Source organism: Rhizobium sp. SVR5-2C (genome assembly GCF_056755115.1).
This window is the reverse complement of the sequence record NZ_JBNDHT010000168.1, coordinates 1-13,265: the sequence shown is the minus strand read 5'-3', so window position 1 is coordinate 13,265 and position 13,265 is coordinate 1. Positions and strand designations below refer to the sequence as shown.

Genomic DNA, 13,265 nt, shown 5'->3' with positions numbered 1-13,265 from the left:
GGTCCGGACCCTAGGCGAAGCTCTTCCGCTTGCGGGAGACGGCTTGCGCTTCCTCGACGGCGGGCAGGCTCTGCAGCACGCGCTTGGCAGGCAGGATGGCGATCGCCTCGGTGCCTTCGCGCAGCTTCGATTTCAACACGAACTGGCCGTCATGCTTGGCAAGGATCGCCTGGACGATCGGCAGGCCGAGGCCGGTCCCCTGTTCGGCGCTCTTGATGGCAATCGAGCCCTGGCCGAAAGCGGAGAGAACGACGGGGATTTCATCCTCGGGGATGCCCGGGCCATTGTCCTTGATGGAGATGTACTGACCGCCGCCGGCCGTCCAGCCGACCTTGACATGGATTTCACCGCTCTTGGGCGTGAATTTCACCGCGTTGGAAAGGAGGTTGAGCACGACCTGACGCAATGACTTCTCGTCGGCCCACAGCGCCGGAAGCTCGGGTTCGAATTGCTGGGTAATGGAAATGTTCTTGCTGCCGGCGCGCAGCTGCACCATGCCGATGCAGTCTTCGACGATATGAAGAAGCGAGATCGCCTCTTCGGTGAGTTCGTATTTTCCGGCTTCGATGCGGGAGAGGTCGAGAATCTCGTTGATTAGATTCAAGAGATGCTGGCCTGAGCGGTGGATGTCGTCCGTATATTCCTTGTAGGTCGGGTTACTGAGCGGGCCCATGACCTCGGCGGACATGACCTCGGAAAAGCCGAGAATGGCGTTGAGCGGCGTGCGCAGCTCATGCGACATGGAGGCAAGGAAGCGCGACTTGGCAAGGTTTGCCTCTTCGGCGCGGCGGCGCGCTTCGTCGGACATGGATTTGGCGACTTCGAGCTCGGCGATCAGGTCGTCCTTCTCCGACTGGAAGGAGAGGATCTTCAGGTTCGACTGGAAGAGCCGGTCGCTGATGTAGTTGAAGAAGACCACCGTCGTGGTGAAGACGGCCGTGAGGCTCACCTCAAGCAGGTCGCGCGAGATGCCGGCCTTTGCGGCGAGGGCGACGACGGCGGGCGCGAAGGCAACGAGGACGGCAGGCGTCAGCATGAAATTCGCCATTGCCGTAACGGAAAGCGCGATCAGCAGCGTCGCGCCCTTATAGAGGATGAAGCCGGAAGGATCGCAGGCGCCGCAGTCTTGCATCGCAAAGATGGCCCAGCAGCAGCCGATCGTCAGCTGCCCGAGAAGCAGAATACGGCGCCATTTGCGCGTCGCCTCAGGGACTATCTCTTTCTTGCGGGCGCGGCGGACGAGATAGACGTTTGCCGCGTAGGTCGTCAGCGTCAGCAGGGTCCAAGGGAAAATTTGCGTGTTGCCGGTGTAGTAGAGGCCGAGCGCGGCAATGATGATGACGAAGAGCGGCATGATGGTCGCGCCCTGGATGAAGGCGCTCATATACATTCTGAGCACGTCGCGATCGAAGGCAGCTGCGGAGGAATGGCCGGATTGCAGCCGCTCACGCGTCTGCCGCACAGCCCTGGAGACAGGTTTGTTACGGTGACTGCGTGATTTGTCGACGATAATCTTATCGGTCGATGTGCTTACGCCGGTACTCATGTGCACTATGATACTTGATCCCTGGATCGTTCCAGCTTAACCGGCAATTCTTAATGAGTTGTTTGCCATTTTTGCCAAGGATTTGTTTTTGAAGGGGGCGAAAGCGTGGCGCGTGGTTTCAGAACGATACGCGACGGCGTGACGGCTTTCGCGATGCTCGCCCTGATCGGGCTGATTGCCGCGAAGCTCAACGACAAACCGGACACGGTGCATGCCGGGCAGTTTCATGCGGCCGACGGCGACAGCCTGACGATCGGTACCGAGCGCATGCGGCTGAAGGGCATCGACGCGCCGGAACTTAGCCAGAGCTGCGAGCGAGATGGCATGAACTGGGCTTGCGGGCGGCAGGCGAGAGAGACGTTGCAGGGGCTGGTCGCCTCGCGCGACACGCAATGCGGCGGCAGCGAGCGCGACCAGTATGACCGGCTGCTCGTAGTGTGTCGCAGCGGCGGTCTTGATATCAATGGAGAGATGGTTGTCAGAGGCATGGCCGTGTCATATGGCAGCTACGAGCAGGAGGAAGCGCGGGCGCGGTCACAAAGGGCAGGTCTCTGGTCGGGGACATTCGAGCGGCCGCGGGATGTCCGCCTTCACGAACGCGAGCAATCAGGCTTTGACGCTGCAAGACGCTTCATCGGACAGGTGACGGGATGGGAATGACAAGCGAGATGATGGCCGAAACGGAGATCGCAAGATTGCAGGGCGAGATTGCCCGCTGCCGCATCTGCCGTGATACGCCGCTGCGAGCAGGCGATCGGCTGCCGCACGAGCCGCGGCCGGTCGTGGTGATGTCGTCCACTGCGCGCATCCTGATTGCCGGGCAGGCACCAGGGCTCAGGGTGCACGAGAGCGGCATTCCCTTCAACGATGCCTCGGGCGACCGGCTGCGCGACTGGCTGCAGGTGGACCGGGAGACATTCTATGATCCCGGCCGGTTCGCGATCGTGCCGATGGGGTTCTGTTTTCCGGGCTACGACGCCAAGGGAAGCGACCTGCCGCCGCGGCGGGAATGCGCGAGCCTTTGGCGGCAGAGGGTCATCGATCAGATGCCGCAGATCGAACTGGTGCTGACCATCGGGCAATATGCCCAGGCATGGCATATGGGCAGCGCTCGCAAGCAGAACATGACCGAGACGGTGAAGGCGTGGCGCGAGGCGCTGTTTTCGAACCGCAGCCCGGCGGCCCTGCCGCTGCCGCATCCGAGCTGGCGCAACAGCGGCTGGCTGAAGCGCAATCCATGGTTTGAAGACGAGCTACTTCCGGTGTTGCGCAATCGCGTAAAGTTGCTCATTTCCTGAAACAAAATTCTTTTCGCATGCCGGAATCGGGTTATACAGAGAAAATAATTCGAAAGGGCTTTTCGCGTATGGACCGTCTCGACCGTAAGATACTGCGTCTGCTGCAAGAAGATTCGACATTGGCTGTCGCTGATCTCGCCAAGAAGGTAGGGCTTTCGACCACGCCATGCTGGCGCCGTATCCAGAAGATGGAAGAAGACGGCGTGATCAAGCGCCGCGTCGCCATTCTCGACCCGGAGAAGGTCAACACGAAGGTCACGGTTTTCGTCTCGATCCGCACGGCGACGCATTCGATCGAGTGGCTGAGACGCTTTTCCGAAGTGGTCGTGGACTTCCCGGAAGTGGTCGAGTTCTACCGTATGAGTGGCGATGTCGACTACCTGCTCCGGGTCGTGGTGCCGGATATCGCCGCCTACGACGCCTTCTACAAGCGGCTGATCGCCAAGATCGAGATTCGCGACGTCTCCTCCGCTTTCGCGATGGAGCAGATCAAGTATTCGACGCAGTTGCCGCTCGACTACATGATCCTGGATAACGCGAAGTCCAGCGAGGAGTGACTAGGTAAGCAGTAGCAGCAGGATGGGGCGCCTGCAGACGCGCCATTTCACACGATCATTTTTCCTGCATTAGGTAACAAAGACCACCAATTTGTTTGAATGGAATACTACTTCAAAACCACGGGACACGTTTAACGTCGGGCCTGATGGGGCGTCGCGGCCGTATGGCTTTGGGAAATCGGATGGGGCTATCAGCCACTGACGGCTTCCCATCCGATTTCCCGGGCCCTGGATTACGGCGCAATCATCTTGAGCGCTTCATCGGTCGTCCAAAGTCCGTTTGCCATATATCGGAAGTTGATCAATGCCGCCAGATTGCCGTCGCCCTCAGGTAACTTGGGCGCGGCTACGGCGTCTCGAATAACTGCGACTTCAAATCCTTCTTCAAGGAACTCGCGGAGATGCGATTCAACGCACATGTTGGCGAGCATCCCGGCAAGGACGATCTGGGTGACTCCCTGTTTGCGGAGCTGGAAGGAAAGGTCGTTTTGCTGCGGCCCGTACAGCTTGTGAGGCGAGGCGATAATAGTCTTGCCATCCTCTATGTATTTCTTGAACCGCGGCAGGAAGTCTGCCCCCGATCCCTCGAAACCCTCGAGTGTATAGGGACCTTTTCTATCGAATATGCCCAGCTCATGTTGGAAAATTTCGAGAGGTCCCTGCACCTTCCACGTGTAATCCCACTTGTAGTAGTGATGAGGCGATAGTGCGACGACCATTCCTGCCCGTTTTGCTGCGGCGAAGAGCTGATCAAGATGGGAAACGACATTGCGTTCGGTGACGGCTTCGCCCAGGACCGGCCAAGCAGTCCCTTCAGGGCTCATGAAGTCGTTCTGCGCGTCGATAACCACGAGCGCCGCCTTCGAGACGTCAAGTTTCATGTTCCCCTTGGTTAGTGCCGGTTTGACGGGGTCCTGGAAAAAATCGACAACCGGCTGCTCGGCCATAGAAGCGCCGGCTCCAGCGAGAATAACCGCGCCAGCGAGGATCGCTGTGCTCAGTCTCCGAATGATTTTCATTTCACGACGCAACATTTGACGTCTCCTATTGTCGATGTGTCAGACTTCCCGGGTCTTTTTGCGACGTTGCGGGACGATGCTTTTGCACTTCTTGCCTGCAATTGGTCGGGACCCTGTCTTCTTTTCGATGAGGGGTTTCAGGGTGAGGCGTTGATGCAGCATCCCGCATCGATCGCCCACGCTATTCCCGGCGTCGGAGAGGCATTGAATATCTTCGTTTGCCGGTTGACAGTAACCCTATCGGCGCGGTCTGATGTTGCAAAGGACAATGATTCCGGGATTTCGGCCATGGCCCGCCACGTCGTTATACTTGTGTATCCGGGGTTCGTGTTGCTGGACCTCAGTGGCCCGATTGAGGCTTTATCGATTGCCAACCAGTTGTATGGAAAGAACTATCTGCTCACCGTAGCTTCGATTGGGGGTGGGTTGGTGCGCAGTTCCAGCGGAGTGGAGGTTGCAACTGAGCGATTGGAGCGCAAATCCACTGATACATTTATCGTCGCGGGGGCCTTGGGTCCGCCGGATGGGCCATGGGTGGGCGAAGTCGCCAGCGCCATTCGCGATGTGTCGACCTATGCACGCCGGACCGCTTGCATTTGCACGGGCGCGTTCCTGGTCGCCGAAAGTGGCCTCTTGAGCGGGCGATCCGCCACCACTCACTGGGCCTACGTGCAGAGACTGCAGGCCGAATACCCATCGCTTCGCGTTGACGGAGACCGGATATTTACCCACGACGATGGCGTATGGACGTCAGCTGGCATGACTGCGGGCATAGACATGACTCTTGCTTTGATAGAGGAGGATTTCGGCAGAGAGACTGCCCAGGCTGTCGCGCGTATGCTGGTGGTCTACTATCGCCGGCCCGGCGGCCAGTACCAATTCTCCTCACTGCTGGACCTCGATCCAGGATCATCGGATAAAATTCGTAAGGCGCTGCGTTTCGCTCGGGAGAATTTGACCGCAAACCTCACGGTTGAATATCTCGCCGAAGTTTGCGGCCTGAGCATACGGCAATTCAGCCGAGCCTTCGCTGCGGCCACCGGTATGACGCCGGCCAAGGCAATCGAACGACTGCGCGTAGAGGCGGCTCGCCCCCTGGTCGAAGACAGCCGGCAAACGCTCGACGAAATCGCTCGCCATGTAGGCTTCGTCGATCCCGATCGCTTGACGCAAAGCTTCCTCCGCATTACGGGGCACACGCCATCGGAATTGAGGCGGATGTGGAGACGAGCGCAATAACACCCCCTTCAACCGCCGGTAACGCAGGTATGACAATTGCCACCAAAATCGGGCAACGGGCCTGTAAACAGTTCTGACCAACCACCAACTCAAATGTGGAATCTGCAGCCGATTAAGCGGTACTCACGATACGGAGATTTTTCCGGCATCAGGTAGCCAAGGGTTTTTGCTAACTAATGCCGGACTTTCTCACTGAGGCGGTAAGCTCAATAATGCGGTGTTGTGGTTTCTGCTACCTAATGGTGCATTCTTCCAGACGGGCGAGCAGCGAGGACGTGTCCCAGCGATTGCCGCCCATGGCCTGAACGTCGCCGTAGAACTGGTCGACGAGGGCGGTGAGCGGCAACTTCGCGCCGTTGCCTCGCGCTTCCGCGAGCACGATGCCGAGATCCTTGCGCATCCAGTCGACCGCGAAGCCGAAGTCGTACTTGCCCTGGTTCATGGTCTTGTGGCGGTTTTCCATCTGCCAGGAGCCGGCTGCACCCTTGGAGATCACGTCGACGACCTTTTCGATGTCGAGGCCGGCGCGCTTGCCGAAATGGATGCCCTCCGCGAGCCCCTGGACGATGCCGGCGATGCAGATCTGGTTGATCATCTTGGTCAGCTGGCCGGCGCCGGCAGCGCCCATCAGGCCGACCATGCGGGCATAGGCGTCGATGACCGGCCTGGTTTTCTCGAAGACGGCTTCGTCGCCGCCGCACATGACGGTCAGAGCGCCGTTTTCCGCGCCCGCCTGGCCGCCGGAAACCGGGGCGTCGATGAAATCGCAGCCCTTCGCCTTGGCGGCTTCGTAAAGCTCGCGGGCGACCTCGGCGCTGGCGGTGGTGTTGTCGATCAGGACCGCACCCTTCTTCATGCCTTCCAGAACGCCGCCCTTGCCGGTGGTCACCGACCGCAGGTCGTCGTCATTGCCGACGCAGGTGAAGACGAAATCGGCATCCGCCGCAGCTTCGGCCGGCGTCGGGGCGGATTTGCCGCCGAATTTTTCCGCCCAGGCGGCAGCCTTTGCCGCGGTGCGGTTATAGACGGTGACGTCATGGCCGCCCTTCGTCTTCAAGTGACCTGCCATGGGAAAGCCCATGACGCCGAGACCGATGAACGCGACTTTTGCCATATGCCAGATCCTTCCTGTGAATTCCCGGCATGATTAGCCGAAAGCGCGGCGGCAGGAAAGCCGAAGCGGGGCGGTTCCGTTCGGCCGCAAGAGCTTGCGGGGGACTTAAGTTCCATTTTTGCTTCGAGCGCTGCCTCCTAAGAAAAGCAATAGCAAATCAAATTGTAATCGTCAGAATTTCCTCTGCGCGTAAACGTATTGCCGCCGGAGGATTCTTAGGTATATTTATTACTATATTAGAATATGCATTAAGTGTGAGCGAACATTGACGACGCAGACCGGGGGGATGTCGATGTCGGGGGGATCATACAGTCTTTGGCGTGGCCTGACGCGCGATGTCTTCGTCGCGCCTGCCGCAGTAAGCGCCGGCGAGACAGGCAGCGGGACCTGTGTCCAGCTAATTGCCGACGTAGGTGCATTGAGGGCCCTGGAACCTGCCTGGAGAGAGTTGGAACAGCGGGCGGTCGATTGCCATTTTACGCAAAGTTTCGATTGGTGCCGGCTCGGTTGGGAAGAACGGGTTTTTGAAACCGGAGATAAGCTGCACGTCGCGACCGTATGGCGGGCGGACGAGCTGGTTGCTGTCTGGCCATTTATCCAAAGGCGGCGCGGTCGAGTCCTCCGGATTGATCCGGTGAGTTGCGGGCTGAACGAAGAGTATGGCGATCCGTTGTTTGCAGCGGGTGAGGACACGCCGGAGACCTGTGCCGCTCTGCTGCGCGCTTTGACATCGGGCATCGACATTATGCATGTGCCCTTTCTTCGTGACGGTTCAAACATCCAGAAGGCGATTGAGGCGCGAAAGGCACTGAAATTCGCGGTTCCCATCGACGCCTTTGCGATTGATCGCCAGACCGCAGCAAATTTTGACGCCCTGATTGCCGGCTATCCGAAGAAACTGCGTGTCAATCTCAGAAGCGCGCGCAAGCGCCTCGGCGAGCTCGGAAAGGTTAGCTTCGAACTGCCTGACGGAGCCCGCGACCAAAGTGAAACGATCGACTGGATCTTGCAGCAAAAGCGCGCCTGGCTTCAGCGCAAGGACAAGTCAAGAGAGTGGTTCTTCAAGGAGGAGACTCAGCAATTCCTGCAAAGGGCGGCAACGATACGCAACGTGGTTGGCCGGCTGGGCTTGTTTGTGCTGAAGCTTGACGGCACGCCGGTGGCTGCCGTCATCAGTACGATCGACCGGCGGCGGATCGAAATGCATGTCACAACCTTCGACCCGGCCTACGCGCGTTTTTCCCCCGGTATGCTTCTTATCGAGGATATGGCGCGCTGGTGCTTTGAGCGAAATCTAAGCTTCGACATGCGCACCCTGAAAGCCGATTATAAAGAGCGCTGGGCCACATCGTCATCGAAGCGGGTCAGCTATTTTGCGGCGGTGAATGCGCGTGGCAGGGCGCACTTTGCGCCTGACCTCGTCAAGTTCACGCTGATCTCCTGGCTGGAGGCGCACCTTCAGCCGCGATACCTCACCTGGCTGAAGACGAGCGTAAAACGCGTCCTGCATCTTGTGGGACGCTAGTCGCAGGTTCCATTATTCGGAGGGCATTTCGTTGCGGATGCGCTCGGGAAGCTGTTTCTTGTAGGGATAGAACTTGAAGTAGGGCAGTGCCTCCTTCAGCACCCGTGCAAAGGACGGCCGCTCGAGCAGGCGCTCGTAATAGGCTTTAAGCTTCGGCTGGTCCTCGCCGAAAGGCACGAGTGTCTCGGCGTAGAAGAGGGCGGGTGCCGCGGCGCAATCGGCCATCGTGAAGCTGTCGCCGGTGATCCACTGATTGCTGCCCAGCTGCTGCTCGATCATGTCGTAGGCCGTCGCAAGCGTGCCGCGCGCCTCTTCGACGCCGTGCGGATCGTTCGCGCCATCCGGCCGCAGAGTATCGACGACGATTTTCTGCAGCGGCGTCTGAACGTAGAGATCGAAGAAGCGATCCCAGAGCCGGACGCGCAGCGCCCGATCGATATCATCCGGCAACAGGCGGATAGGACCGGGGTAATGCCGGTCGAGATATTCGATGATGATGCTCGTCTCCGGGATCGTGCTGTCCAGTGCCTCATCGCGCAGGATCGGCATCTTGCCGACCGGCCAGAAGCGGAAGAAGTCGGCCCGCGAGCTCTCGTCGGCGAGATCGACCAGGCGGTCTTCGAAAGGCGTGCCGTTTTCGTAAAGGGCGATCAGCACCTTGTGACAAAAGGAGGCGAGGGGGTGTCCGTAGAGAACGAGAGACATGCGTCGACCTTTCGGTGTCCGGAAACTTTGCTGAAGGGCTTTAGGAGATCAGTTCGCGCACAAGGATGCAAGGAGCAACTTACGGTTGGCAGGAGGCTCTACGAGATGGCAATGATCTCCAGCTCCTGTTCACCGACGCTGACCAGATCGCCGACAGCTTTGCCCATGAGAACCCTGGCTACCGGGGATGCGAAGGAAATCGATCCGGCCTTGGGATCCGCCTCGTCCTCTCCCACGATACGATAGGTCTGCACGCGCCCATCGTCACGGCTGAAGGTCACCGTGCTGCCAAAGGCAACGGTGTCGGATGAAGCCGGGTCGGGCACAAGCTGAGCCGTGCTAACTCTGGCCCCAAAGTAGCGCAGATCACGAAGGGGATTTGCTGCCTGCCGCCGCCGCTCGTTCACGTCTTCGATCGTGCTCGCAGCGCCGTAGGCCTCGCGCGCTTGTTGCAGCTGCAATTCCAGCGCCTTCAACCCCGCTTCCGTCACAAGGTTCGGGTGCGGCGAAATCGGACGGTCCGGGAGTAGGGTTTCCGAAGCAGTTTCGGCACTCTCTTCCTTGACGAAGGCGGTGCTCAATTTCAAACTCCATTTAGACGCGGGTGACGACGACAATCCGGCATTATACGATGGTTTTCGACGGGTGTCACAGGCAGACAGCCGCGCGTCTCTGGACCGTCGGCACGCCTGAGGATCCTTCAACAGCCGCGTCCCGGACCTGGATAAAAGGGACGCGCCGACAATGCGACGCAGCCACATAGCCGTGTTACGCGCGCTCACGAGCCATCATTCTGTTCGGCTCGATCGCGATCCGCCGCGCCGAGCGCCTGTACGGTAACGGCCGCAACCAGGCCGGTCAGCACAATGCCGCAAAGGCCGATCAGCAAGGCCAGTATCCGCGGGATGGCGTGCTTGGGCGTGACATCGCCATAGCCGATCGTCAATCCGGTGACGAAGGTGAAATACAGGGTTTCGCCGATTCGCCAGCTCTCGATCTGTCCGGCAACAATGCCGGATCCTACCATGACGACAAGGATCCCGGAAAAGATCGGCCACACTATGCGAACTTGCTGGAACAGCGCAGCGAAGAATAGCCGTCTCATTCGCTTCGATTGAGGCCGGGAGCTTGTGCGTATCGCCATGGTCTTCTGCCTTTCAGTTCATGCAAGTGTCTGCGGCCGTCTTTGCATGGGCTGCGCGCCACGAAAGATGGCTGGCGGTATTTCAGTCGCCATAGCCATCGTGATCCGTGGCCGGCATCGAATTTGGAAGGATCAATCGCGGCAGTTGCATCAAGATGGGGTTGCGGGAGGCAAGACAAACAAGGTGAACGCGAAGATCGCATAGAGGGCGAGCGCCATCACACCCGCATACCAAGCTCCACGCCCGCCATTCGACAAGAGAGTCGCAGCCATCGTGGCGACGATCATCATCGTAACCGCACCGCGCCAGAACTGGAGCGTCATGGGTTCCGGACCGATGAAATAGCTGACGAGCACCAGTACCGGCGCGACGAAGAGCGCAATCTGGGCGGCACTGCCCAATGCGACCGCGACACTGAGATCCAGGCGATTTGCACGGGCTGCCGAAAACGCGGTCGTCATTTCCGCGGCGGCCCCCACCAGAGCGACGACGATGAAGCCAACAAAAGCTGGCGTCAGCCCGAGATGTTCGGCGGCGACCTGGACTGAACCGACGAATATTTCGCTGATCACTGCGACCAGCAGCGTAACGACAACCAGCATGACGATACCAAGCGTGAGCGGCCAGGGTTTCTGGTCTTCCTCTCCGTGGCTGACGCTGGCGAAAAGCTCCCGGTGCGTCCTCAACGAAAACAACATGCCGAGCGCGTAGACGGCAACGAGAAGGATCGCCAATCCCAAGCTCAGCGTCTGGGAGACCTCAGGCGCTGGTGGTTGATCCACTTCGCTGATCAGCGACGGGACCAGAATGGCGATGGTCGCAAGGAATAGCAGGGAAGCCTGGAAGCGCGCATTGACCCTGTTGAATTCCTGCACGTGATGCTTGAGGCCGCCGAGCAGGAATGCGCCACCCAGCATGAACAGCGTGTTGGTGACAATCGCGCCGGCCAGCGATGCTTTGACCAGCAAATATTGCCCGGCCTGCAGAGCCGCGAGCGAGATCACGAGTTCGGTCAGGTTTCCGAGGGTGGCATTGAGCAGGCCGCCGACTGCATCTCCCGTCTTGGCGGCGACCGCTTCGGTTGCGCGGCTCAGAAGCGCAGCCAGGGGTACGATCGCTACGACCGAAAGGAGAAACAGCAAAGTGTGCGCATCGGGGGACGTCCGTTCCAGAAAAATGACGACGGGCACGAAAACGATGAGCGCAAGAATAGGTGCCTGGCGAACCTCGCCCAGGATGGCTCTGCCCACAGCGAAAGACGACGGCGTGACAGGAGTTCTTTCCTCAACATTGCCCATGCCCCTGCCTCCTGAACGGAGTGCCCGCAGCCAAAATTACCCCTTTTAATGGTTGCTGTCGCGGGACTCCATCCCGGCTTCTGACCCCATCCCGTTGGCGCAAGACAACCGTCTCAAGACCTGCTTCAGGGCCATCAACGGTCACTTGGCGTCTGCAAGCTGCGCACCACGTCCGGTCCGTGTGAGCTAGCAGCCTCGCGCCAGGATCGTCAGCCGGCGAGGCGCGCGATGACCAGATGGCCGGGGCTCGGCTGGCCCTCCTGCATGCGGACGTTGATTTCGGTCACCTCTACGATGTCGAAGCCGGTCGCCGCCAGGCGGTCGCGAATATAGGTTTCGGCGTGCAGGAAGCGCTGGTGCGGGCCGACCATGTAGGAGGGGCCGTCTATGGCGTCGCCAGGGATCATCTCGGACGAGAAGATGAAGAGGCCGCCGGGCGTCATGTTTTCCGCCGCGCCGAAGAACAGCGGCTCGAGAGCGCCGAGATAGGGCAAGACATCGGTCGCGGTGATGAGGTCGAAGGGGTCTTCATCGTTGTCGTCGAGGAAGTCCTCGGCTTCAGCGACGAAGAGGGTTTCGTAGAGATCCTTCTCATGGGCGATCTCGACCATGTTTTCGGAAATGTCGATGCCCGTCATATCTTCGCAGAGATCGCGCAGCGTGCCGCCCGTCAGACCCGTGCCGCAGCCGAGGTCCAGCATGCGCTTGAAGGGCCCGAGCTTCAGCTCCTGCAGGCGCTGGCGGACCAGCATCGGCACATGATAGCTGAGCTGCTCGACAAGCACGTCCTCGAAGACTTCGGCGTGCTGGTCGAAGAGGGTTTCGACATAGGCGTCGGGCGCCTTGACCGGCGTTTCGCCGCGGCCCATCGAAGCGATGCGGACGGCAGCACCTCCGTGATCTTCGGGGTCGATCGCCAGCACTTCCTCATAGGCCTTTACCGCCGCGTCGAAATCGCCCGCCTTTTCGAGCGCAAGGGCGCGGTTATAGGCTTCTGCAAGCGCTTCTTCGTCGATTTTCTTTGCCATCGCCATACCTTTCGAATTGAGGCCTTTCGAATTGAGGCAAGCCTCTACGGCTGCTTGAAGTCTTTTGCAATGGCAGCCTTACAGGCGCAGAATGAATTGGAAATTCAATAATAAGAAAATGGAGGAAATGCCATGACGACGGATTTCAGCAAACGTGACTACGACGAGAGCGTCGTGAAGGGGCCATGGCCGCCGCTTCCGGCGAGCCAGGGCGAGATGACCAATACGCTCGCGCACTACTATCGCGGCGAAATGGGTCGGATGACGAGCTGGCGGGATCGCATCGACCGGACGTCGAATTGGGCAATCACCGTGGTCGCAGCTCTTCTCTCGGTCTCGCTGTCCACGCCGACATCGCACCATGGTGTGCTTCTGTTCGGAATGATGCTGATCACGCTGCTGCTGTTGATCGAGGCGCGGCGCTACCGCTTCTTCGACATCTACCGGGCTCGCGTCAGGCAGGTCGAGAAGAACTACTTCGCCCAGATACTGGCTCCGGAACCTGGTACCGGGCTCGATTGGGGCTCGGTGGTTGCACGCAGCCTGCGAAAGCCGAAATTCCTGCTCAGCTATACCGACGCCCTGCATCGCCGGCTGCAGCGGAACTATGGCTGGATGTATCTCATCATGCTGCTTGCCTGGGGCCTGAAGATCACGACGCCCAAGCTGCAGACCGAGGGCAACCCGCTGGTGCAGGCGCATTCCTGGTCATATGTCATCGACAATGCCGTGCTCGGGCCGCTTCCGGGCCTTGCAGTCATCGCAATCGTGGCGGCGTTCTATCTCGCCGT

General features: G+C 59.5%; 14 protein-coding genes. 6 read left to right on the top strand and 8 right to left on the bottom strand.

Annotated elements, in window-relative coordinates; all coding sequences use genetic code 11:
- Window positions 1-10: 10 nt before the first annotated feature.
- Window positions 11-1,546: a sensor histidine kinase gene (locus ACPYOI_RS31310; protein WP_481414888.1), complete on the bottom strand. Its 1,536-nt coding sequence runs from the start codon at window positions 1,544-1,546 to the stop codon at window positions 11-13.
- 105 nt (window positions 1,547-1,651) lie between these two features.
- Between ACPYOI_RS31310 and ACPYOI_RS31305 the strand changes: the two genes are divergently transcribed.
- From ACPYOI_RS31305 to ACPYOI_RS31295, 3 genes are all read left to right on the top strand, one after another.
- Window positions 1,652-2,206 (top strand): thermonuclease family protein, encoded by a 555-nt coding sequence (locus tag ACPYOI_RS31305; protein ID WP_481414889.1) that lies wholly within the window; start codon window positions 1,652-1,654, stop codon window positions 2,204-2,206.
- Window positions 2,203-2,844: a uracil-DNA glycosylase family protein gene (locus ACPYOI_RS31300; RefSeq protein ID WP_481414890.1), complete on the top strand. Its 642-nt coding sequence runs from the start codon at window positions 2,203-2,205 to the stop codon at window positions 2,842-2,844. The genes ACPYOI_RS31305 and ACPYOI_RS31300 overlap by 4 nt, the downstream gene beginning before the upstream one ends.
- Window positions 2,845-2,912: 68 nt before the next feature.
- On the top strand, window positions 2,913-3,401 hold the full coding sequence (locus tag ACPYOI_RS31295; RefSeq protein ID WP_481414891.1) for an Lrp/AsnC family transcriptional regulator: 489 nt from the start codon (window positions 2,913-2,915) through the stop codon (window positions 3,399-3,401).
- Window positions 3,402-3,634: 233 nt separating this feature from the next.
- Here ACPYOI_RS31295 and ACPYOI_RS31290 read toward each other — a convergent pair whose 3' ends face one another.
- Entirely contained in the window at window positions 3,635-4,435 is an 801-nt protein-coding gene (locus ACPYOI_RS31290; protein ID WP_481423838.1) for a cysteine hydrolase family protein, read from the bottom strand.
- On the opposite strand from ACPYOI_RS31290, the gene ACPYOI_RS31285 reads away from it, so the two are divergent.
- Complete coding sequence (locus ACPYOI_RS31285) at window positions 4,436-5,659, top strand: GlxA family transcriptional regulator (RefSeq protein ID WP_481423837.1); 1,224 nt, start codon at window positions 4,436-4,438, stop codon at window positions 5,657-5,659.
- A 232-nt stretch (window positions 5,660-5,891) separates the two neighbouring features.
- On the opposite strand, the gene ACPYOI_RS31280 is transcribed toward ACPYOI_RS31285, so the two are convergent.
- Window positions 5,892-6,782 carry an NAD(P)-dependent oxidoreductase gene (locus ACPYOI_RS31280; RefSeq protein ID WP_481414996.1) on the bottom strand — a complete coding sequence of 297 codons (891 nt, stop codon included), beginning with the start codon at window positions 6,780-6,782 and terminating at the stop codon, window positions 5,892-5,894.
- Between the two features lie 283 nt (window positions 6,783-7,065).
- On the opposite strand from ACPYOI_RS31280, the gene ACPYOI_RS31275 reads away from it, so the two are divergent.
- Window positions 7,066-8,298, top strand: a complete 1,233-nt coding sequence (locus ACPYOI_RS31275) for a GNAT family N-acetyltransferase (RefSeq protein ID WP_481414893.1) — start codon at window positions 7,066-7,068, stop codon at window positions 8,296-8,298.
- A 12-nt stretch (window positions 8,299-8,310) separates the two neighbouring features.
- On the opposite strand, the gene ACPYOI_RS31270 is transcribed toward ACPYOI_RS31275, so the two are convergent.
- From ACPYOI_RS31270 to ACPYOI_RS31250, 5 genes are all read right to left on the bottom strand, one after another.
- Complete coding sequence (locus ACPYOI_RS31270; protein ID WP_481414894.1) at window positions 8,311-9,003, bottom strand: glutathione S-transferase family protein; 693 nt, start codon at window positions 9,001-9,003, stop codon at window positions 8,311-8,313.
- Between the two features lie 98 nt (window positions 9,004-9,101).
- The gene (greA, locus tag ACPYOI_RS31265) at window positions 9,102-9,584 is read right to left on the bottom strand and encodes a transcription elongation factor GreA (RefSeq protein ID WP_481414895.1); all 483 of its coding nucleotides are present in this window, start codon (window positions 9,582-9,584) and stop codon (window positions 9,102-9,104) included.
- Window positions 9,585-9,781: 197 nt separating this feature from the next.
- The gene (locus tag ACPYOI_RS31260) at window positions 9,782-10,108 is read right to left on the bottom strand and encodes a potassium channel family protein (RefSeq protein ID WP_168831055.1); all 327 of its coding nucleotides are present in this window, start codon (window positions 10,106-10,108) and stop codon (window positions 9,782-9,784) included.
- A 189-nt stretch (window positions 10,109-10,297) separates the two neighbouring features.
- Window positions 10,298-11,446 (bottom strand): calcium/proton exchanger, encoded by a 1,149-nt coding sequence (cax, locus tag ACPYOI_RS31255; protein WP_481414896.1) that lies wholly within the window; start codon window positions 11,444-11,446, stop codon window positions 10,298-10,300.
- A gap of 209 nt (window positions 11,447-11,655) precedes the next feature.
- A complete protein-coding gene (locus ACPYOI_RS31250) occupies window positions 11,656-12,474 on the bottom strand; it encodes a class I SAM-dependent methyltransferase (RefSeq protein ID WP_481414897.1) in 819 nt (272 codons plus the stop codon).
- Window positions 12,475-12,606: 132 nt separating this feature from the next.
- Between ACPYOI_RS31250 and ACPYOI_RS31245 the strand changes: the two genes are divergently transcribed.
- Window positions 12,607-13,265: DUF2270 domain-containing protein (locus ACPYOI_RS31245; RefSeq protein WP_481423836.1), on the top strand; the 659-nt coding region annotated here is incomplete at its 3' end.